At 39.5% G+C, this 21,238-nt stretch carries 16 protein-coding genes; 11 read left to right on the forward strand and 5 right to left on the reverse strand.

What is annotated here, in order from left to right:
• Positions 1 to 58: 58 nt before the first annotated feature.
• Genes IAR63_RS11040 through IAR63_RS11050 form a run of 3 tightly spaced genes read right to left on the reverse strand, consistent with a single transcriptional unit; the run spans position 59 to position 3,149 of the window.
• Positions 59 to 1,081, reverse strand: a complete 1,023-nt coding sequence (locus IAR63_RS11040) for an amino acid ABC transporter permease (RefSeq protein ID WP_187705306.1) — start codon at positions 1,079 to 1,081, stop codon at positions 59 to 61.
• A gap of 38 nt (positions 1,082 to 1,119) precedes the next feature.
• Positions 1,120 to 2,061, reverse strand: a complete 942-nt coding sequence (locus IAR63_RS11045; RefSeq protein ID WP_187705307.1) for an amino acid ABC transporter permease — start codon at positions 2,059 to 2,061, stop codon at positions 1,120 to 1,122.
• A gap of 32 nt (positions 2,062 to 2,093) precedes the next feature.
• A complete protein-coding gene (locus IAR63_RS11050) occupies positions 2,094 to 3,149 on the reverse strand; it encodes an amino acid ABC transporter substrate-binding protein (RefSeq protein WP_187705308.1) in 1,056 nt (351 codons plus the stop codon).
• A 381-nt stretch (positions 3,150 to 3,530) separates the two neighbouring features.
• Between IAR63_RS11050 and IAR63_RS11055 the strand changes: the two genes are divergently transcribed.
• From IAR63_RS11055 to IAR63_RS11070, 4 genes are all read left to right on the forward strand, one after another.
• Positions 3,531 to 4,184 (forward strand): DUF3318 domain-containing protein, encoded by a 654-nt coding sequence (locus IAR63_RS11055; protein WP_096544477.1) that lies wholly within the window; start codon positions 3,531 to 3,533, stop codon positions 4,182 to 4,184.
• A 349-nt stretch (positions 4,185 to 4,533) separates the two neighbouring features.
• A complete protein-coding gene (locus IAR63_RS11060; protein WP_407927137.1) occupies positions 4,534 to 5,556 on the forward strand; it encodes an anti-sigma factor antagonist in 1,023 nt (340 codons plus the stop codon).
• Positions 5,557 to 5,775: 219 nt separating this feature from the next.
• On the forward strand, positions 5,776 to 6,585 hold the full coding sequence (locus tag IAR63_RS11065) for a PhzF family phenazine biosynthesis protein (protein WP_187705310.1): 810 nt from the start codon (positions 5,776 to 5,778) through the stop codon (positions 6,583 to 6,585).
• Between the two features lie 213 nt (positions 6,586 to 6,798).
• Positions 6,799 to 9,474 (forward strand): DEAD/DEAH box helicase, encoded by a 2,676-nt coding sequence (locus tag IAR63_RS11070; RefSeq protein ID WP_187705311.1) that lies wholly within the window; start codon positions 6,799 to 6,801, stop codon positions 9,472 to 9,474.
• On the opposite strand, the gene IAR63_RS11075 is transcribed toward IAR63_RS11070, so the two are convergent.
• Positions 9,436 to 10,323 carry a glutaredoxin family protein gene (locus IAR63_RS11075; protein ID WP_187705312.1) on the reverse strand — a complete coding sequence of 296 codons (888 nt, stop codon included), beginning with the start codon at positions 10,321 to 10,323 and terminating at the stop codon, positions 9,436 to 9,438. The two genes, IAR63_RS11070 and IAR63_RS11075, sit on opposite strands and share 39 nt — an antisense overlap.
• A 46-nt stretch (positions 10,324 to 10,369) precedes the next feature.
• Here IAR63_RS11075 and IAR63_RS11080 point away from each other — a divergent pair, with 46 nt between their 5' ends.
• The 7 genes from IAR63_RS11080 to nblS all read left to right on the forward strand — a co-directional run bounded on the left by IAR63_RS11080 (position 10,370) and on the right by nblS (position 20,077).
• Positions 10,370 to 12,832 carry a hypothetical protein gene (locus tag IAR63_RS11080; RefSeq protein WP_187705313.1) on the forward strand — a complete coding sequence of 821 codons (2,463 nt, stop codon included), beginning with the start codon at positions 10,370 to 10,372 and terminating at the stop codon, positions 12,830 to 12,832.
• A 5-nt stretch (positions 12,833 to 12,837) separates the two neighbouring features.
• On the forward strand, positions 12,838 to 13,113 hold the full coding sequence (locus IAR63_RS11085) for a type II toxin-antitoxin system RelE family toxin (protein ID WP_187705314.1): 276 nt from the start codon (positions 12,838 to 12,840) through the stop codon (positions 13,111 to 13,113).
• A 145-nt stretch (positions 13,114 to 13,258) separates the two neighbouring features.
• Positions 13,259 to 13,498, forward strand: a complete 240-nt coding sequence (locus IAR63_RS11090; protein ID WP_057177100.1) for a hypothetical protein — start codon at positions 13,259 to 13,261, stop codon at positions 13,496 to 13,498.
• A gap of 456 nt (positions 13,499 to 13,954) precedes the next feature.
• On the forward strand, positions 13,955 to 15,868 hold the full coding sequence (locus tag IAR63_RS11095; protein ID WP_187705315.1) for a hypothetical protein: 1,914 nt from the start codon (positions 13,955 to 13,957) through the stop codon (positions 15,866 to 15,868).
• 169 nt (positions 15,869 to 16,037) lie between these two features.
• Positions 16,038 to 16,517: a DUF29 domain-containing protein gene (locus IAR63_RS11100; protein ID WP_006276888.1), complete on the forward strand. Its 480-nt coding sequence runs from the start codon at positions 16,038 to 16,040 to the stop codon at positions 16,515 to 16,517.
• A gap of 273 nt (positions 16,518 to 16,790) precedes the next feature.
• Entirely contained in the window at positions 16,791 to 18,077 is a 1,287-nt protein-coding gene (gene purD / locus IAR63_RS11105; protein ID WP_187707444.1) for a phosphoribosylamine--glycine ligase, read from the forward strand.
• A gap of 83 nt (positions 18,078 to 18,160) precedes the next feature.
• On the forward strand, positions 18,161 to 20,077 hold the full coding sequence (gene nblS / locus IAR63_RS11110; protein ID WP_187705316.1) for a two-component system sensor histidine kinase NblS: 1,917 nt from the start codon (positions 18,161 to 18,163) through the stop codon (positions 20,075 to 20,077).
• Here the strand turns inward: nblS and IAR63_RS11115 are convergent.
• Positions 20,074 to 21,210 carry a cob(I)yrinic acid a,c-diamide adenosyltransferase gene (locus IAR63_RS11115; protein WP_187705317.1) on the reverse strand — a complete coding sequence of 379 codons (1,137 nt, stop codon included), beginning with the start codon at positions 21,208 to 21,210 and terminating at the stop codon, positions 20,074 to 20,076. The two genes, nblS and IAR63_RS11115, sit on opposite strands and share 4 nt — an antisense overlap.
• Between the last annotated feature and the right edge of the window lie 28 nt (positions 21,211 to 21,238).

Raw genomic sequence — 21,238 nt, forward strand, 5'->3', positions numbered from 1 at the left:
GAGCAATCTTGGTTGTGCGTTCCCTGGGTCTTTTACGAAGATCCAGGGAACTTCCATTCTAGGTTTCTAACCTACGTGCAGCTAGGGACATGGAATAACAAAATAGCCAATACACTGCGCCAATAAATATATAAACCTCCATGTATGTACCCAGAAATTGTGGTTGTGCTAAAATAGAGCGGGCAATTCCGGTTAATTCCACTAAACCCACTAGGGACAGTAATGAGGTATCCTTGAATAAACCAATAAACTGTCCTACAATTGTAGGGATTACCACTCGTAAAGCTTGAGGTAATATAACCAGTATCAGGAGTAAAAAGGTATTTAAACCCAATGCTCTTGCTGCTTCAAATTGTCCTCTGGGTATGGATTGCAGTCCCCCGCGCACATTTTCAGCCATATAAGCAGCACTAAATAAAACTAGCCCCGCAACACCCCTGACTAATCTATCTAAACGCCAGTCGGCGGGTAGAAATAGAGGTAACATCACCTGGGCAATAAACAAAATTCCTATGAGCGGTAAACCTCTAACTAGCTCAATGTAGAGAATAGAAAACCAGCGAATTACAGGCAATTCACTGTTTCTTCCCAATGCTAATAGTACACCCAGAGGAAAGGAAAGTGCTATACTAACGAATGCCATTAACAAGGTTAATAAAAGTCCATTCCAGAGATTTGTAGGAACAGATTGTAACCCAAAACCGCCACCAAGTAACCAAATAGTAATGATAAAAGTTAATAACCATATAGGTGCTAACAGAGGTCTAATTAACTGATAAGCTTTTTGAAGTAATTGGTTTTTAGGCAAATGGTATTTTTGCATCAACCCATGCCAAGTTATCAACCCTATAATAGAATTGATTGCCAAAGCTAGCCAGATTCGCCAATATAAAGCCCGGGGGAATCTCCCAACCAGAAATAAATGGATATTTGCCTTGACAACTTGCCATTTGGCTTGATTAAATATCCAAAATAATATGCCTTTACCTAGGAAAAATAAAGCAATTACACAAACTATAGTTAATACCCCATTGTACCAGTTATTAAATAGATTTTTTCTAAGCCAAATTAGCTGATCCATAATTTAGTTATCCATAACTAGTTTGAGCAAAGTGATTATTATCTTTCTTTAATTTGAACAGTGCGATTGACTATATTCATTAATATAGAAATAGTTAAGCTTAAAGTTAAATAGGTGATCATCAATAAAATCATGACTTCCACAGCTTTTCCTGTTTGGTTAAAGGTGGTAGAAGCGACAAAATAAATATCTGGATAACCAATAGCGATGGCTAAACTAGAATTTTTCATCAAATTCAAATATTGACTGGTAAGTGGGGGAACAATCAGCTTTAAAGCCTGGGGAAAGATTATCAACCTCATTAACAAACCAGGTCTTAACCCTAGAGATAATCCCGCTTCCCGCTGTCCCTGGGAGACTGACTTTATACCCGCTCTGACAATTTCTGCAATAAAAGCACCGGTGTAAAATGTCAGACCTAATAACAGGGTACAAAATTCTGGAGTTAGGTTAACTCCCTCATAGGTGAGGGCGGGTAAATCTATGCCATTTCGACTCAGGTAACCTAAACCAAAAAGAGAAATTTTATTTTCTGGTTTTGGTAGAGATAGAAAAACTCCAAAATACCAAAATAACAACTGCAATAATAAAGGGGTGTTTCTAAAAATCTCCACGTAAACTAAACTGATATTTCTTACTAACCAATTATCAGATAAACGCCCTATACCAGCAGTTATTCCCACAACCGTAGCGAACAAAATTCCTAAAGTTGCTACTCGCAAGGAATTAACTAGTCCCACAGCTAAAGCTCGCCCATAGGAGTCTGTGGGATGATACTTAACTAGGGTTTCGCCAATGTCAAAAGATGCTTGTTGCCCAAGAAAATCCCACCCCAAACTAATACCCAACTGTCGTAAATTATGGCTGGCATTGTTCCACAGGATATTCACTACACCAAAAGCTAGAATTATGGCTAAAACCTGTATGGCAACTTGCCAAAAACGATAATTACGCCATATTGGTGGTTGGGAATTAGTCATTGGTTATCTTCTCCAATATCACTGGTTGGGAACTAACGAAATGGTGGAGAATAGAGTAAGCCACCTTTGCTATAAAGTTCATTTTGTCCACGAGGGAGATTCAGTTTGGTTTTAGACCCTAAATTGCGATCGTAAATTTCCCCGTAGTTACCAACATGCTTAATTATTCGAGCGGCAAAATCATTGGTTAAACCTATACCTTGACCTAGGTTACCTTCTGTGCCTAAAAAACGTTTAATTTCCGGATCCTTACTATTAGCAAATTGGGATATATTTTGAGAGTTAATGCCTAACTCTTCAGCCTTGATTAGAGCGTAAACACTCCATTTAACAATGTTATGCCATTGGGGGTCTCCCTGAGCAACTGCAGGAGCTAAAGGTTCTGAAGAAAGTAATTCATTCAGAATAATATTATCCTCAGGTTTGGGTAAGGTAGTACGTCGGGAAATTAAGGCTGAACGATCAGCTGTTATGGCATCACAACGACCTTCCGAATAGGTGGCAAAGGTAACGTTAATTTCTTCAAAAACTACGGGTTTATAACTAATACCCCGCTTCCGCATTTGGTCAGCTAAATTTTGTTCCGTGGTTGTACCTGTTTGGGTGCAGATGGCCTTATTTTTTAAATCAGCTAAGGAATTAATCCCACTATTTTTACGGACCATAATCCCCTGACCATCGTATAGTACCACAGGTGAGAAGTATATACCAATAGAGGTGTCACGACTAAAAGTCCATGTGGTGTTGCGACTGAGTAAGTCTATTTCACCAGTTTGTAAAGCAGTAAATCTTTCTTTGGCACTAAGATTACGAAACTCTACTTTGTCCGGATTGTCAAATAGGGCAGCTGCAACAGCGCGACAAACATCTACGTCAATACCAGCGTATTTACCATCAGTTTGCACAAAGCTGAATCCAGGTAGCTCACCACTAACACCACAAACTAAACGGAGATTGGTTTTAACTTTACCAGTGGTATTGCGTGGTTGTACTGTTTCTGTAGGCGTGCTGCTACTAGGACTGCTATTGCAACCTAAAAGGGCAAAAATAAGAGGAGCAACTACTAAAAACAAAGATGATTTTGCCATAAATAATTATGCTACAGTTAGGAGTATCAGGATAAACTCGGAGCAAATTATAGTAAATTTTCCTAAGTCCTGTCAATAGTTTCAACGATATAATCTTAGCTTTACCAGAATAAATCCTATGGTGTTAAACAGCAGTTGTAGCCATTCTCACATTTTTTAAATTAATGGTTGATGCTCAAACTAGATCCAATTATGTAAGTTTTGAAACTAAACCCAAAATAGTAGGATTCGACCACTTCACTTTCTATTAAAAATATCCATAGCAAGTTAAGATAGTTGTGGTAGAGTTTCCAAATTCTCTCCCCGGTCATGATACCACCATGACTATCCACATAGTCGTTTTTTAGTAAATATTAACAAACTGATATCGCTTGAATTTTTATGACATCATACACAACTTCCTCTGCTAAGGCAGAAATGAGCGAACTTAGACGATTAAAGAGTCTACTTCCACCAGAATTACAAAGTTGGGTAATTGTGGAAGGAACAACAGAGGTCACTCCTCCTTTGATTCGTTCTGAAGAAATTGGTAAAGACCAAGTGGAGATTCAAATTGATTTAATTAAGTGGGATGCCTTAGCTATGGACCAGCGTAACCTCCTGTTTTGGCATGAGGTGGGACGTATTCAAAATGATACTATTCCTAAAGATGGTTGGGAAATGGCTGCGTTGGCTATTGGTTTAGGTGGTGCTGTAGGTGAATTGTGGGTGCAGGATGGATTATTATTAGTTTTAGCTTTAGCTCTTTGTGGAGTTTCTGGCTGGCGACTATATCAAAAAAATAATGGCGCAAAGCAAATAAAAGAGTTAATTGATGCTGATGAAAAAGCAATTACTTTAGCTACGCGATTTGGTTATACTTTACCCAATGCCTATAAAAGTTTAGGTAGTGCTCTTAAAACCTTAATTGATACTACCCCGAGTAAGCGTCAGCGTTCCCGTTACGAAGCTAGGCTTTCTGCTCTCAAACGTAGTGCTAATAAAGCTAAATCTAGATCTAGCAATTCTAACAATGTAGTAGATGAAAACTACTAATTCAAATATAAAGTTTTGTGTTGTTCTAGTGGAAAAAATGAAAGTTTATTGACATTTCCAAAAAAGGTAAGCATGATACTTTTCGTCAAGATAGGGAAATTTATCATAGGATCAAACAGTCTAAACTGTTTTCTACTCGCAAAGTAGCCACTAGCATCTATCCTTGGAAAGACAATTATCAGTTGAAACTAGTTGAGAACCTCTACCCCTTGGGTAGGGGATAAAAACAGGGGGAAAGATTTACCCTGTAGATGTTTATTTTCTTTCTAGCCAAAACTAAACATTGTGGTTGGGTGAGCGTGGCGGAATCTTAGCTTAATCTTAGATGGTAACCCAAGTTGATAGCTTCATGACTGGAAAATTCGCAGAAATAGATCTTCCGGTTCATTATCTGGAAGGTATGATGGTAGTGCAGGCTTCAAATCGTCTGAGCGTAAATGAAGCCACTTGCTTTAAAAAGACCTGCCGAGATCTAATTGAGTCTAACCTGGATTCTAAAGTTCTATTGATAGACTTTAATAACACAACTTTTATGGATAGTAGTGGGCTAGGGGCTTTAGTCAGTAGTTTTAAGTCCGCTCAAGAAAAGGAGATAGAATTTATACTTGATAATGTAACCCCACAAGTGATGGCAGTCCTGAATTTAACGGGATTAGATCAGGTATTTATAATTAAATCTTCTGTAGGCAATAAAGCCTCAGGATTGACTAACTCCGGAAACAGTCGCGCCAGTAATTGTAGTCTAGAAGACCTACCAGCAACTCATCCTTGCGTAAAATCTCGGATGAAAAGAATTATTGATATAGTTGGGTCTCTAGTAGGGTTAGTAATTACAGCATGTTTATTGATTCCCATTGGGATTGCCATCAGCATCAATGATCCAGGTCCGATTTTTTTTAAACAGATCCGTTGTGGGTGGATGGGTAAACGTTTTTATATTTGGAAGTTTCGTTCCATGTGTGTAGATGCGGAAGCCAAAAAGTCCCAGGTAGAAAATCAAGTAGCTGGGGCATTTTTTAAAAATGATCATGACCCTAGAATCACCAAGGTAGGAAGTTTTTTGCGTCGCACCAGTCTGGATGAACTGCCACAATTTTGGAACGTGTTAAAAGGGGAAATGAGTTTAGTTGGTACTCGTCCACCCACCCCTGATGAGGTGGAACTATACGAAGTACCAGAATGGCAACGCTTAGACGTGAAACCAGGGATGACTGGGGAATGGCAAGTAAATGGTCGCTCCAAAGTACGCAATTTTGAGGATGTTATTCGTTTAGACCTACAGTATCAGAAAAATTGGAGTTTAGTTTACGATTTGCAATTAATTGTTAAAACTATATCCATTTTATTTAATAAAAACAGTGGTGCTGTTTAAATCGTTGGACAAATCCTGAAAATAGTCTGTTATGGTTAGTTTCTGGATCCTCTGGCATATCTTTAAAGACGTTCATGGGAGCGTCTTTAAAATTGAGGGCAATTGTAAGTAAGTAGGTGGGTGGAATTAAATATAATATGAACTTAGGTTGAGTTTAATACTAAAATACTAAACCCATCCTAAAAATAATTGTGCCTCCCTACTTATTATAACAATAACATGAGAACCACTAACCAAAAAATTATCCAGGTTGACGCTTTTACCAACAAACCATTCCAAGGTAACCCTGCTGCAGTTTGCGTCTTGACCAATTCTCAATCTGACGAGTGGATGCAGCAAGTAGCTCAAGAAATGAATTTATCAGAAACAGCTTTTTTGCTAGCAGAAAATGACGGTTTCAATTTACGGTGGTTCACGCCAACCACAGAAGTTCCCCTGTGCGGTCATGCTACCTTAGCTAGTGCTTATGTTCTCTGGTCAGAAGGATATTTATCACCCGAACAAACAGCTCGATTTTACACTAAAAGTGGCCTATTAATTGCCAAAAAACAAGATGATTGGATTGAATTAGATTTTCCCGTTAATCATTCCCAAATTGTGGAACCACCACCTTTATTAAATGAGGTTTTAGGAGTTGATTACAAATCAGTTTATTTGAACTCCCTTGGTTATTTAGTGGAATTGGCCTCCCCACAATTAGTCCGACAAATACAGCCAGATTTGCAACAAATGAGACTGTTACCAGTCAGGAACGTGATTGTTACCAGTACTGGTGATCTGGAATATGATTTTGTATCTCGTTTTTTTGCCCCCGGTTTTGGTATTGACGAAGATCCAGTAACTGGTGCTGCACATTGTTGTTTAGCGCCCTTTTGGCGACATAAACTGCAAAAAGATAGTTTTTTAGCTTATCAAGCTTCTCAACGGGGCGGAATAGTGAAAGTGACCTATTCAGGAGGAAATCGGGTTTTTTTAAGCGGACAGGCTATTACCATCATCCGTGGTGAATTATTAAGTGGGACTTACTGAAAACCCCCCATCCTCCACCATATCCATTTATAATGGTGGGAAGTACAGTTCCTCCAGTATGTGCAGGGGGCACACAGTCACCCACAAATATTGTTCAACAATCCGCAAATTCAGGATGGTTACAGTTATGAATTTTCAGGTGGCGAATCAATTCGCCCAGATGTTACTTCCAGGTCTTGTGATAGCATCATCCTCCTCAGAGTGGAGGTTCTAGTGAACAATCACACTCCATCCCCTTTAGAAATTGACCTACAGTCAATTTTTCCCTTTGAACTCGATCAATTTCAACTAGATGCGATCGCATCTTTAAATGATGGAAGATCAGTAGTTGTCTGTGCTCCGACAGGATCTGGTAAGACCTTAATTGGTGAATATGCCATTTATCGGGCTTTATCTCGTGGTAAAAGGGTATTTTACACTACTCCCCTAAAAGCCTTATCCAATCAAAAGTTACGGGACTTTCGAGAAAAATTTGGTTTTGAGCAGGTGGGACTGCTCACGGGAGATGCTTCTGTAAACCGGGAAGCACCGATTATTGTGATGACCACGGAAATTTTCCGTAATATGCTTTATGGTACCCCTATAGGACAAATTGGGGTATCTTTGACCAATGTTGAGGCTGTGGTCTTAGATGAATGCCACTACATGAATGATCAGCAGCGAGGTACGGTTTGGGAGGAATCCATAATTTACTGTCCCCAGGAGGTCCAGTTGGTTGCTCTTTCTGCTACTGTGGAAAATAGCGACCAACTAACGGATTGGTTAAATCGGGTTCATGGTCAGACAGATTTAATTTACTCTGATTTTCGTCCCGTTCCCCTGGAGTTTCACTTCTGCAACCCCAAAGGTTTATTTCCCCTACTCAATGAGAGTAAGACCAAAATTAATTCCAGGTTAATCAAACGGGGTAAAAAAGGAATTGGGGAAAGAGGTTATGGTAATCGTCCTGAACCACCAACCATAGTTTATACCCTCAATCAATTATTCGAGAGGGATATGTTACCAGCAATTTTCTTTATTTTCAGCCGTCGTGGTTGTGATAAAGCCGTTTCAGAAGTTAGCGACCTATGGCTGGTCAATAATGAAGAATCCCAAATATTACGAGTACAAATTGATGAATTTTTAACCCGCAATCCGGAAGCTGGACGTTCTGGACAAATTGCTCCCCTGTATAAAGGTATTGCAGCACACCATGCAGGCATATTACCAGCTTGGAAGTTACTAGTTGAAGAGCTATTTCAGCAGGGTCTAATTAAAGTTGTATTTGCCACAGAGACTTTAGCGGCAGGTATTAACATGCCTGCGCGAACCACAGTAATATCAACTCTTTCCAAACGAACTGATAATGGACATCGACTATTGAAGGCTTCTGAGTTTTTACAGATGTCCGGTCGTGCAGGTAGAAGAGGAATGGATAAACAGGGTCACGTAGTAACCCTACAAACACCCTTTGAGGGAGCAAGAGAAGCTGCATATTTAGCCACATCCCCTGCGGATCCCCTAGTGAGTCAGTTTACCCCCAGTTATGGCATGGTGTTAAACCTGTTGCAAACCCATACATTAGAACAAGCTAAGGAACTAATAGAGCGCAGTTTTGGTCAGTACATGGCGACTTTATATTTAAAGCCAGAATACGACGAAATTGAGGAAATTAAGGCAGAACTGGCAAAAATTGAGGAAGAATTAAGTGCCATAGACGAAAATGAAATTACCCTTTATGAAAAGTTGAAACAGATTTTAAAGGTAGAGCTACATATATTTAGAACCTTACAGGAGCAACTAAGGGAAGAAAGAGAGTCTGAATTGTATATGATGCTAGAATTTGCCGTCAAAGGTACCCTTTTGAGCTTGAGAGATAAAAACACGACAGCTACCCTACCAATGACAGCCATATTATATAGTAAAGTGCCAGAAACTGGTCCAAGTTCCTTCATTATTTGCTTGGGCAAGAATAATCGTTGGTATTCAGCTACAAACTCAGATGTAATTGAAGTACATGCTCACATATCTAGGGTAGAAGTGCCAGAAAGTATTATACCCCCTATAGAGCTAGGATTAAAAAAGGGTTATTCTTGGCGAGGAGATGCACAGACAGCACAAATAGCGGATCTTATTCCAGATACGACAGAGTTTTTGTACATGACACCGGAGTTAGCAAATCAACTCAATCGGGTAGTGTCTATACAGTCACAAATGGAAAAGAATTCCGTACATCAGTCGGGGAAAATTGGGCATATATTTAAGCAGAAAGCCGAGTTTGTGGAATTAAAATCATATCTGGAGGGTTTAGAGAAGAAGGTAAAACGAAACTCTGAGGAACATTGGGAGCAGTTTCTGAACTTGATTAGGATTCTACAACATTTTGATGCCCTAGACAATTTGGCACCCACACACTTGGGACAAATGGCGTCCACCATTAGGGGTGAGAATGAATTATGGTTAGGATTAGCTATAGATAGTGGTGAACTAGATAATTTAGATCCCCATCACTTAGCAGCAGCAGTAGCAGCACTAGTCACGGAAACACCACGACCTGATAGTAGGGTAAGTTTTAATTTGAGTAATGAGGTAGGGAGTGCCCTGTCAAAGTTGCGTAATATTAGACGTAAGTTATTTCAGATTCAACATCGTTATCATGTTGCTCTACCTATATGGTTAGAATTTGAACTGATTGCTATTGTGGAACAATGGGCACTGGGAACCAAATGGTTACAACTTTGTGCTATGACCACTTTAGATGAGGGTGATGTGGTTAGGTTATTAAGGCGAACTCTTGATTTGTTATCACAAATTCCTCATGCTCCCTTTGTGAGCGAGTCTTTGCGGAAAAATGCTGGAAGGGCGATGCAGTTAATCGACCGTTTTCCTGTAAATGAGGTGATGGATTGACGCTCGCTCGATAAATCGGGGGATGAATCGCGGTTTAGGATAAATTGGATATACTAATTTTTGTGGTTGGTGATAACCAATTTCCGGTGAAACAGTGTTGGGGGAAACCATAGATTTTATGGACTGGGGACTGAGCGATGAAAAAATTAGCATAGCACCCATAATCGTCATAATGCCATTTTCTGCAAAGCTGACAATTCCCAAGGGCGCTTTGGAATTTCCACCAATACAGGCACAGTTCAATGCCATTTTGTCTATATATACCGCCTTGAAAACAGACACAACACCACTCATGCCCAATATTAATGAGCCAACTCCGGTAAATAGCGGCGCTATATTCGATAGAAATCCCAAACCAATGGCCAGCTCCGCAAAGGGATAGAGTTTGCCATAGTGGTGGAACCGCTGGGTAATTAGGTCATACTTCTTAAAGCTGGTGGTAAAGCTATCAATATCCATCAATTTCAAGGAGGCCAGCATGGAAAGGGAAATACCCATAAATCCAGTTAGTCCCAAGGAGGTAGAAAGTGCTACTAATCCTGCAGTGGAAAATAGAGCAATCACCGGTGTGTAGGAGTACTCAGGAGTGATTGCTTGCACGGAAAAATACTTGGCAAGATCTGAATATCCACCTAAGCGCCGATCTCCAATAAAGATTTGGGGGGTGGTAGAAACTCCGTATTGTGCCTTAAAAGCATCAACTTCTATCTGTGAACGCAGCAGAATATCCTCAAAGGGAATGCCATGCTCAGTCAGCAATTTAATTGCCCGTAGTCCCCAAGGACACTGATGTTCAGGGGTTGACATTCGGTAGACTTTCACTGGTGCATTGAATAAAACATTAGTCATTTATGTTAGTGTATATATTGTCCTCCATACAATATACAATAAACTAATGGCACAAGTAAAAATTGTCAAGAGAGCATTCAAGGAAATGCAGAAGCTATACCATGAAGATCTAGAAACTGTTAGGAACATAATTAAGGGTTTTAGTGAAGATCTTCCTGGTGATTGTAAACAACTAGAAGGTTATGGAAACTTATGTCGTACCAGGCAAAATGACATCAGAGTAATCTGGAGACGAGATGAAAATAATGATTTTCTGGTTGTTAAGGTGGGAAGAAGAGACAAGGTTTATCAACAAATCAACAGGAATCGAAACCTAGATAATCCCCTAGCTTGGTCAGATATTCTTGATCTACCAGAAGACAGAGTAGAGAGTATTCCCACATATAAGGTATCCGATCAAAATTACTCATCCTGGTATCAGTTTGTTTATGGTGGCTATCTTTATTCACCAATTCTCACCCCAGAACAACATAGAACAATTTATAGTCACCTAAACACATTGACTAACAATTTGAGGGAAAGGAGGGACGAAATAATTCCCAGCTTGTTGTTGCAGAGTGCACCAGGTACGGGTAAAACAGTTTGTGCTGCACTATTCGCTTGTAACCAATACACACAACCACAACAAGGTTGGAACATCATCCTAATTCTACCACCTGCTCTCTGTGAGGAAGTGAAACAATTTACCTGTATTAAAGAACTTGATCTAAAAGATGATCAATTTTTCTTTGTTGGTACTTTTCAAGAATGGCATAGAAGTGTAAATTCTGAACTACATAATCAGGTTGCCACCAATGAAGAAGAATTAGATGCTCTTACTAAAGAGGCCAGAAGGATCCATGTTATTAGTAATAATGAGTATCTGTCAGACCACGACTTGACACTATACAGAAGCTTTGTTTATGAAAGAGATAGTATAAACGTAAAAAATCCCATTTATAGAAACAACGAACTGAGAGTTAAAAAATTAATAAAAATTAAGCAAGGTAGGGAAGGATACAAGAAACATCTCAACAACAAACTAGTTTGGTTAGACGCTTTGAGAAAAACAACTCAAGAACTCAATCTCACAGATATAATGACCCCCGAACAGATAACAAGACAGACCCTGTTCATTTTTGATGAAGCACAGGATTATTTACTTAGAGAATTAGATGACGTTATACAAATGCTCACAAGGTGGCGGAACCAATTTTTACCACCTATAATTTGGTTACTAGGTGATCTGAATCAACGGATTAAACCGGTTGATTTTGATTGGGGAAGTCTACATCTTAACCAACGAATTCATCTTAAATACAACTACCGCAACACCCAAAAAATACTGGAATTTGCTGAAATATTGCACAATTTTGCCAAGAGCGCCAATGCTGGTGGTAGACACCTTCCTGATCCTTCCAATCCAGAACATGCTTTTGAAATAGGTGAAAAAGTTGCCATATTAGAAGTTGACTCCATGGATGATGCTAGAAATTTTCTCCAGCAGTTAAGTGACAACATTAGTGCTTCAACCCAGCAAGATGACAGATATTTACTGCGTAAGTTATCGCGCCAAGTTCATTTAATTTATAAACATAATCATGAGCTTGTGGCAAACTGCTTACCTGGAATTAGTTATCTGAAAGCTGAGGAAGCCAAGGGAAGAGAATTTGATGCTTGCATTGGTTTTTTGATATTTCAAGGTGAAGGTCACCCCTCCTTTGAAGAGGCTAATATTTGGTACACCATCGCCACCCGGGCAAAATCTAGACTGTTAATCATAGCAACCCCTGGGGAATTGGAAAGGTTAGGAGGAAGAGATAAATTTACCAACTGTGATTGGTATACCTCCATGGATGGTAACTTTTTGATTAGTTGGATTTCCGAGTTATCTGGTGCTGAAGATTTCTCAGAAGATGTGGATGCAGTTGACCGGTTAATTAATGATGCTGTAAATTCTGATCCCCCCCTAATACATTGGGATATGTATACCGTTCTTCGCACAGCTGCAGATGATAGAATCAATGAAATTGAATCTAAGTTAATAGCAAGATTATCCCAGTGTAACCCAGATTTTTTGGACAGGGAATTGAAGCAAGCTGATAACAATATTACCGATTTTTATAATAGGATTGCCATAAAGTGTTTACTTCTGAGAAGTTCCCGCCGATTTTGGGATGCTATTACTCAAGCAAATGAATTAAAGAGAACCATGGCCAATGCTTATAACCGTATTATTAATGCCATAGCTCAAGATCTTGAGGATAGGTTTTTACCCTACGAAGCAGCTCGTGTAAGAATGAATTTAGGTCAGCAGTTTCCCGCAGACTATCCATTTAGCAGTCTAATATCAAACAATAATTTCCATAATTTGTCCCCAGTGTCTAATTTATGTCAGATGGCGATCGAAAGTATCTCAGAAAGTGAGCTTTTGCTAGAATCACTTGATGAGATTCAAGCTGCTTATAATGATTATCAAGTAGGAAACTTTATAACTTTTGATGAATACAAGTCACAACGATTACATTAATCACCATGTCCCACATTAATAAAATTTACACTATAGTTGTACCTAGACGTGTGCAAAGACAGCTAGATGCTTTGCCAAGAGATGTCTATGATCGGATCGCTCCCAGAATTGAAGGACTTAGGCAAGATCCTCGTCCCCATGGAGTCATGACAATGAGAGGACATGAAAATGAATATCGTATTCGCATTGGTGATTATCGCGTTCGCTACGAAATTGATGATAGAAAATTAATTATTCTTCTGGTTCAATGTAGGCATAGAATAGATGTGTATACAGTATAGATCTACATTCTACAATATTTATAGATGTGGAAAATTACAGCATATATGTCCATGAGGTTTAAGTCTCAATCTTTGGGAGTCTATGTCTATATAGTACATTAGTGCCAAATAAATTTAGATAGAATCAAAGTGGAGGTAAGTTTTAATGGCCGAAAATACTGTGAAAGTAGATGTCCTATTCCCAGCATTGTTAAAAGCAATTTCCTCACTAGGAATTGATGAAAAACATCAACTTTGGGAATTGTTGGAAGCTGAGTTATTCCCTGATGATGAAGACTCCCCGGAAGATCTTGATGACATTCAAGCTGCTCGTAGTGATTACCAAGCAGGAAACTTTATGACTTTCGATGAATATCAGATTTATCGCAATAATCTCCCGAATTGACCATCAAACACATCACGGTAACCACCTGTGACGCGTAGTTTAAGCATCATTGGTTGGGGTTGAGGGACGAAACCCCAGGAACGCCAACAAAAAGAAAAACTAGCTGCTTATCTACGTTCCCTTGGTATTGACCCGGAGAAAATATAAAATCCTGCCAACTCCATATCCTGTGCCTTTTGGCTCCAGCACATTAAGCCTTATCTAGGCGTTGCTAAACGACAGAATGATTTAACCAACATCACAATAGCATATAAGGTATCAATTATGCCGATAACGTGCAGATGATTAGCCCCTAACCAGCGTTATTGGCGATCGCACGGTGAGTGGGAAAGATTATAGAAATGGGATCTGGGGAGTGCTTAGACATCGCCCGTTTTTAAAAACATTCTATCCTAATTGCTGATATACTCTATCTATCAGCTGAAACTTGTTCTCACTATAGGAATATAAAAATAGATGAATGTTCAACATAAAACAGATTTAGATGTTGCTAGAGATCTTAAAAAATTATGTGACGTGATAAATGAGGCAATTGAAGATGCAAGAGATGTCCTAAAAGATGCAAGAGATATTTTACAAAATGCACAAGTAGTGAAAAGTGACCTGGAAGAGATTGAAACCCGTAGTCTTGCTAATTATGATCACGCTGAAAAGATTAATTCAGAACTACAGAGCTTAAGGGACTTGCCAAATCAAATTAGTGAACTAGGTGTTACCCCTGATTTATGGACGAATATTCAACAAGTCCTGGCTAGTATCAAAGAGCTTGAAGAATATCATAAGATTTATACACAAATTGAAACTAAATATATAGAAGTCAGTCAAGCAAATAAAAATATTGAATCTAACTTAGGTCAAATTAATCAAATTCTGTTAGATATAGGAGGAATGGAAAATTTAAGACAGCTCCTAGATCAGTCCATAACGGCACAAACTTCATTGGATGGAACCAAACAAGAGGCGATCGCACTTCATGACCAAATTAGTCAAATTCTTTTAGAGATCGGGGGCGTAGAAAATTTAAGACAGCTCCTAGACCAGTCCACAACGGTACAAACTTCACTGGATAGAACTAGACAGGAGGCGATCGCATTTCAAAATCAAATTATTGAACTAGGTATTACCTCTGATTTCTGGGCAAATATCCAACAATTTTTAAGTAAGATTCAACAACTAGATAGTTCTTCCCAACTCACCTATCAGGATATACAAAATATTCAACAAAACTTACAATCTATTGAAGCAGTAGTACAAAGTAGATCACAGGAACTAGCTAGTCAATATAATCAATTACAAACCTATATTAGCCAATCGGAAACCAGGTTGGAAAATTTGATTCAAACCTACGGGAGGATTTCCACGGAAATTGAAACTAATTATGGATATATTAATCAAGCCAATGAGAATATTGAGTCCAACCTAGGTCAAATTAATCAAATTTTGTTGGAAACAGGAGGAATAGAAAATTTAAGACAGCTGCTGGATCAATCTAGAAGTGTACAGACTTCATTAGATATAAGCAAACAAGGGGCGATCGCCGTTCATAATCAAATTAGTCAAATTTTGTTGGAAACAGGAGGGACAGAAAATTTAAGACAGTTGCTGGATCAGTCTAGAAATATACAAACTTCGTTGGACAGAATTAAACAAGAGGCGATCGCCGTTTATAATCAAATTAGTCAACTGGGTATTACTCCTAACTTATGGGCAGATATTCAACAAGTCTTGACTAATATCCAACAAGCCGAGAATTCTTCCCAACTTACTTACCGAAACATACAACATATTCAACAAAACTTACAATCTATCGAAGCAGCAGCACAAACTAGATCACAGGAAGTAGCTAGTCAATATAATCAGTTACAAACCTATCTTAGCCAATCGGAAACCAGGTTGGAAAATTTGATTCAAACCTACGGGGGGATTTCCACGGAAATTGCAACCCACTATAGATATATTAATCAGGCCAATCAAAATATTGAGTCCAACCTAGGTCAAATTAATCAAATTTTGTTGGAAACAGGAGGAATAGAAAATTTAAGACAGCTGCTGGATCAATCTAGAAGTGTACAGACTTCATTAGATATAAGCAAACAAGGGGCGATCGCCGTTCATAATCAAATTAGTCAAATTTTGTTGGAAACAGGGGGGGTAGAAAATTTAAGACAGCTCCTAGATCAGTACACAAGGGTACAAAATTCACTGGATAGAAACAGACAAGAAGCGATCGCCGTTCGCAGTCTTGATGCGTATTTGATGGAATTCCGCAAACATAGGAACCATAGAGAACTAAGAAAGTTTTTGTGGAATGAGTTAGGATTTGTAGGACTAATAATCTATTTCCTCAGATTAATAACTCCAAGAAAATAATACGACAAAACAAATTGAAATCTCTATATATGAATGCAGGGTCCTTCATCCTTTGATTTTTGGTAAAGAAATGTAAACTAAACGCCATATCCCCTTGACCTATACAACAAATCTGATATACTGTCGGTGTTGAGGTAACTAGTGCTGACAGTAAAATCGGTAATTTTTTATGCCTGACTCTTCCTTGTATATCACGGATTTCTTAACCTGGTTAAATCACCAGGTTTCAGCGTTGAAGCATAGAAATGGCGATGTTTTAGATTGGGATAATTTGGCTGAAGAATTAACGTTAATGGGCATTAGTGAAAAAAATGAGTTAAAGAGTCGTTTAATTGTTCTACTCTCCCATTTACTCAAGTGGCAATATCAAGCTGATAAGCGGTCTATCAGTTGGTTTACCACAATTGCTAACCAACGAGACGATCTTCAAGATTTGTTAGAAGAAAATCCTGGTTTAGGAAAGTATATTCCTGACTTGGTAAGTAAAGCTTACCGAAATGCTCGTCGAGAAGCAGCAGCAGAAACAGGAATGGAGTTGGCTATATTCCCTGATGTTTGTTGTTACAAAATTGAGCAAATTTTAAATCCACAATTTATCTGTAATACGACTAAAGATTTTCAAAAAGCAATCATCGAGGCCCAACAATAAGTGGGTCAGTGGAATTAAATATAAGATGAACGTAGGTTGGGTTGAAGTATGAAACCCAACACCCCCATGGGTTACCCTACAGCTAACCCATCCTACAAATAATTGTGCCTCTCTACTTAAATCTGAAATTGTCACCGAAAAAAAATAAATGGTGCTGTGAGGTGCTATAATTTAGTCCAGCTTGTGGAGTAGAGAGTTTTTTGTTGCCAAATAATAGCTCTAGTACATCCACTCTAACTTTTATCTATTTTTGTGGCAAAGGTATTAGAACAGGTGAAGGTTTTAGTTATTGGTAATGGGGGAAGAGAACACGCTCTAGCGTGGAAACTGCTACAGTCTGAGCGGGTTAATCAGGTGGTTTGCGTACCCGGAAATGGTGGTACTGCAAATCTCAAGGGTTGTCAAAACCTACCCCTATCAGTAAACGACTTTCCTGCTATAGGCAAATTCGCCCTAGAACATAACATTTCCTTGGTGGTCGTTGGTCCAGAAGTCCCCTTGGCAAATGGCATCACTGACTACTTACAAAAACTAGGACTCATGGTATTTGGTCCTAATCGCAAAGGGGCGCAAATTGAGGCAAGTAAGTCCTGGGCTAAATCGTTAATGCAAGAAGCAGGGGTGCCTACAGCTAAAGCTGCTGTATTTGACCAAGCTCATCCAGCAAAGGTCTATGTTCAACAGCAGGGAATACCCATAGTCATTAAAGCTGATGGTTTAGCTGCTGGTAAGGGTGTGACCGTGGCTGAAACTCTCACACAAGCTGAAATGGCTATAGATGCTATTTTTCAAGGACAGTTTGGTAGTGCGGGTAATTCTGTGGTCATTGAGGAATACCTCCCAGGTCAAGAAGTATCTGTCTTAGCCATTACAGACGGAGTGACTATTAGACCCCTCTTACCTGCACAAGACCATAAACGTATAGGTGAAGGTGATACGGGAGAAAATACTGGCGGTATGGGAGCATATGCACCAACTCCTATCGCTACACCAGACCTAATGTCACGAGTGCAAACGGAAGTTTTAGAAAATACTATTTCGGCTTTAAATCAAAGAGGGATTGACTATCGTGGGATTTTGTACGCTGGCCTAATGGTTGCAGATAATGGTGACTTCCGTGTTTTAGAGTTTAACTGTCGCTTTGGCGACCCTGAAACCCAAGTGATTCTACCTCTATTAGAAACCCCTTTAGATGAACTGATCCTAGCTTGTGTTCACCAGCGTTTGGCACACATACCACCCTTAGTGTGGAAATCGGGTGCAGCAGCTACCATTGTCGCAGCTTCCGCTGGCTATCCCGGTAATTACCAAACAGGTGAGCTGATTGCTGGTATTCCAAATGCAGAAACATCCTTTACAAAAGTGTTTCATGCTGGCACTAAATTAAATGCCCAAAGGGAAATTATCTCCGACGGTGGTAGAGTGTTAAATGTTACTGGATGGGGAGAAAATTTTCAGCAGGCGATCGCCCAAGCATACCATGGAATTCAACAGATTGAATTTTCTGGAATGTACTACCGTCGGGATATTGGTCATCGTGTCCTCAAGTTTATTGGCTAATCCCCGCTAGTCAATAAATTTGATGATGTCAATAAATTTGATGATAGGCTAAGAATGTAATCAAACATATTGGTGGTCGAACAATGTTAATTGTAACAATTCGTAATGTGATTAATCATTGGTGGTATGAGTTTACCCTACAAACTAAGCTCCTAGCAGTTGCTACCTTAGTGGTTTCCCTATTTATGAGTGGATTAACCTTTTGGGCGGTTAATACAATTCAACAAGATGAATGGTTAAATGACACAAGATTTGGCAGAGACTTGGGACTGCTGTTAGCTTCTAACGTTACACCACTAGTTGCAGAAAAAAACTTCACGGAGGTGGCACAGTTTTCCCAGCGCTTTTACAGTAGCACATCTAGCGTGCGCTATATGCTGTATGCTGATGAAACGGGGGAAATCTTTTTTGGCATTCCCTTCTGGGATCCCCAGGTAGAAAGTTCCTTGACGATTAAACAAGAAATGTTACCACCAGAAGACTATCTTGATGATGAACAAAAACCAATAGTTCGTCAACATAATACGCCTGATGGTTTGGTCACAGATGTATTTATCCCTTTGATGGCAAATAAGCGATATTTGGGTATGCTGGCCATTGGCATTAATCCCAATCCCAAAGCGGTAATTTCCTCCAATTTTACCCGTGATGTGACTATTGCGGTTTTTATCACAATTTGGGTCATGGTAATTTTGGCGGGAGTAATTAACGCTTTGACCATTACCAAACCAATTAAAGAATTACTAGCAGGGGTAAAGCAAATAGCAGCGGGAAATTTTAAACAGCGCATAGATTTACCCTTGGGAGGAGAATTAGGGGAACTAATTTTCAGCTTTAATGATATGGCCGAAAGACTAGAAAGGTATGAGGAACAAAATATAGAGGAATTAACTGCGGAAAAAGCTAAATTGGAAACTTTAGTTTCTACTATTGCTGATGGTGCAGTACTAATTGATAATAACATGCAGGTAATTTTGGTTAATCCCACAGCCAGACGTATTTTTGCCTGGGAAGGAACAGATGTGGTGGGTCAAAATCTTTTGAATTACCTACCACATAGTGTACAAATGGAAATAACTCGCACTTTGTATGAAATGGCCAGTGGTGAGAGTGAAAGTGCGGAATTTCGCATCCCCCTCCCAGAACCAACTAAACGTACCATTCGCATTCTTTTGACTACCGTTCTTGACTCCCAAAGAGAAAGCATTAAGGGTATTGCTATTACTGTGCAAGATATCACCCGGGAAGTGGAATTAAATGAAGCTAAAAGTCAATTTATTAGTAATATTTCCCACGAGTTGCGCACTCCCCTGTTTAATATTAAAACCTATATTGAAACTCTTCATGATTATGGTGATGACCTAGGTGCCAAAGAGCGTCAAGAATTTTTGGCAACCGTAAATCATGAAACTGATAGACTTACCCGCTTAGTTAATGATGTTTTGGATTTATCAAAACTAGAGTCTGGTCGAACCTATCATTTTGATGGTGTTGACTTAGCACAAGCATTAGAACAAACATTGAGAACTTATCAACTTAATGCTAAGGAAAAGGGTATTAACCTGGTTCAGGAACTAACACCTAATTTACCACTGGTGATAGGTAATTATGATTTATTGCTGCAAGTGTTCGGCAATTTAATCGGTAATGCTTTGAAATTTACACCATCAGGAGGCATAGTAGCCATTCGTGCCTACAGAGTAGATGCAAATAGGTCTGGTCACAATTCTCCATTAGTTCGCATTGAGATTAGTGATACGGGTATAGGTATTGCTCCAGAAGACCAACAGGCAATTTTTGATCGCTTTTTCCGGGTGGAAAATCGGGTTCATACCCTAGAGGGTACTGGATTGGGTTTATCTATTGTCAGAAATATCATGGAAAGACACCATAGTCAAGTGCATTTGGTTAGTGAAGTTGGAGTAGGTACTACCTTTTGGTTTGATTTGGCTTTGTTTGATGAAGAAAAACCCATGGTCAACCTAACTCCCCTCCCTTAAAAATCTACCCCTCTTTTTAATTCGATTCCTCGGTTGGCGTAATGTTTATGACAATAAACTTCAGAATGAATACTTGCCAAATCAAAATAGGCTGGTTGATTTTGACAACGCCCGGTAATAATGATTTCCGTACCTTTAGGTTTACGCAATAGGGCTTGTAGGATAGGCTCTACGGAGAGTAACTCAAGGTCAACCGTGGGATTTAGTTCATCAAGAATGATAGTTTTATACACCCCAGATGCGATCGCAGTTTTGGCAATTTCCCAACCTCGTTCTGCTTCCACATAGTCCAAATGTTGTCGGGAATTGCGCCACACGATCGCATCCCGACCGCAGCGTAAGTGATCTACCACATCGGGATAGGATTGCTGTAAAGCGGCGATCGCTGCATCTTCAGTATATCCAGTACCACCTTTCAACCATTGCATAATCAATACACGAGCAGATCCGGGGTGATTAATTCCCCTACCGATGGATTTTAGAGCCTTACCCAAAGCACTAGTAGACTTACCTTTTCCTGAACCAGTATAAATTTCTATACCATCCAAGAGTAATTCTGCTGCTTGAGGATGATGGTGGGGTTTCATTTCCGAGTGCAGGTCAGCAATATCCAGTAATTGTTGTGGAGCTGCTCGACCGGTAGTAATAATTTCCAGTTCTTGAGGTTTAGATTTTAAGGTTTCTACGACCTCTTGAACTGGGAGCAGTCCCAAATCTAAAACCGGGTTAATTTCATCCAGAACCACCACGGAATAAAGATCAGAAGCAAGAGCCCCCTTAGCCACATCCCAACCCCTTGCTGCTTCTGCTCGGTCAAAGGGAGTAATTTGATCATGTCCGAAATACTCAGCCCTACCCGTACGCACCTGGTCAATCAAATGAGGAAAACCCCTTTGTAAAGCTGCGATCGCTCCATCTTCGTCATAATCTCTTCCTGGTCCTTTCAAAAAACGTAATAGCAAAACGCGATTACAATTGCTCTTAGTATTGATACCCAGGCCAATAGAGCGCAAGACCACCCCCAGAGCAGCTTGAGATTTACCCTTTCCTGCACCATCATAAACGTGAATTTGACCTGTCAGTCGTTCTGAACGTGCTTGTGCTGTCAGAATACCGATTCCATTTCTTGTCATCTTCTTTTCTAGCCATTTTCTCCCAAGT

Source organism: Cylindrospermopsis curvispora GIHE-G1 (genome assembly GCF_014489415.1).
Classification (GTDB): domain Bacteria; phylum Cyanobacteriota; class Cyanobacteriia; order Cyanobacteriales; family Nostocaceae; genus Raphidiopsis; species Raphidiopsis curvispora_A.

Coding starts and splice junctions, on each gene's coding strand:
- IAR63_RS11040 (WP_187705306.1), bottom strand. CDS start 1,081: ATGGATCAGCTAATTTGGCTTAGAAAAAATCTATTTAATAACTGGTAC.
- IAR63_RS11045 (WP_187705307.1), bottom strand. CDS start 2,061: ATGACTAATTCCCAACCACCAATATGGCGTAATTATCGTTTTTGGCAA.
- nblS (WP_187705316.1), top strand. CDS start 18,161: ATGTTAATTGTAACAATTCGTAATGTGATTAATCATTGGTGGTATGAG.
- IAR63_RS11060 (WP_407927137.1), top strand. CDS start 4,534: ATGACTGGAAAATTCGCAGAAATAGATCTTCCGGTTCATTATCTGGAA.
- IAR63_RS11075 (WP_187705312.1), bottom strand. CDS start 10,323: ATGACTAATGTTTTATTCAATGCACCAGTGAAAGTCTACCGAATGTCA.
- IAR63_RS11090 (WP_057177100.1), top strand. CDS start 13,259: ATGGCCGAAAATACTGTGAAAGTAGATGTCCTATTCCCAGCATTGTTA.
- IAR63_RS11050 (WP_187705308.1), bottom strand. CDS start 3,149: ATGGCAAAATCATCTTTGTTTTTAGTAGTTGCTCCTCTTATTTTTGCC.
- IAR63_RS11065 (WP_187705310.1), top strand. CDS start 5,776: ATGAGAACCACTAACCAAAAAATTATCCAGGTTGACGCTTTTACCAAC.
- IAR63_RS11055 (WP_096544477.1), top strand. CDS start 3,531: ATGACATCATACACAACTTCCTCTGCTAAGGCAGAAATGAGCGAACTT.
- IAR63_RS11085 (WP_187705314.1), top strand. CDS start 12,838: ATGTCCCACATTAATAAAATTTACACTATAGTTGTACCTAGACGTGTG.
- IAR63_RS11095 (WP_187705315.1), top strand. CDS start 13,955: ATGAATGTTCAACATAAAACAGATTTAGATGTTGCTAGAGATCTTAAA.
- IAR63_RS11115 (WP_187705317.1), bottom strand. CDS start 21,210: ATGACAAGAAATGGAATCGGTATTCTGACAGCACAAGCACGTTCAGAA.
- IAR63_RS11080 (WP_187705313.1), top strand. CDS start 10,370: ATGGCACAAGTAAAAATTGTCAAGAGAGCATTCAAGGAAATGCAGAAG.
- IAR63_RS11100 (WP_006276888.1), top strand. CDS start 16,038: ATGCCTGACTCTTCCTTGTATATCACGGATTTCTTAACCTGGTTAAAT.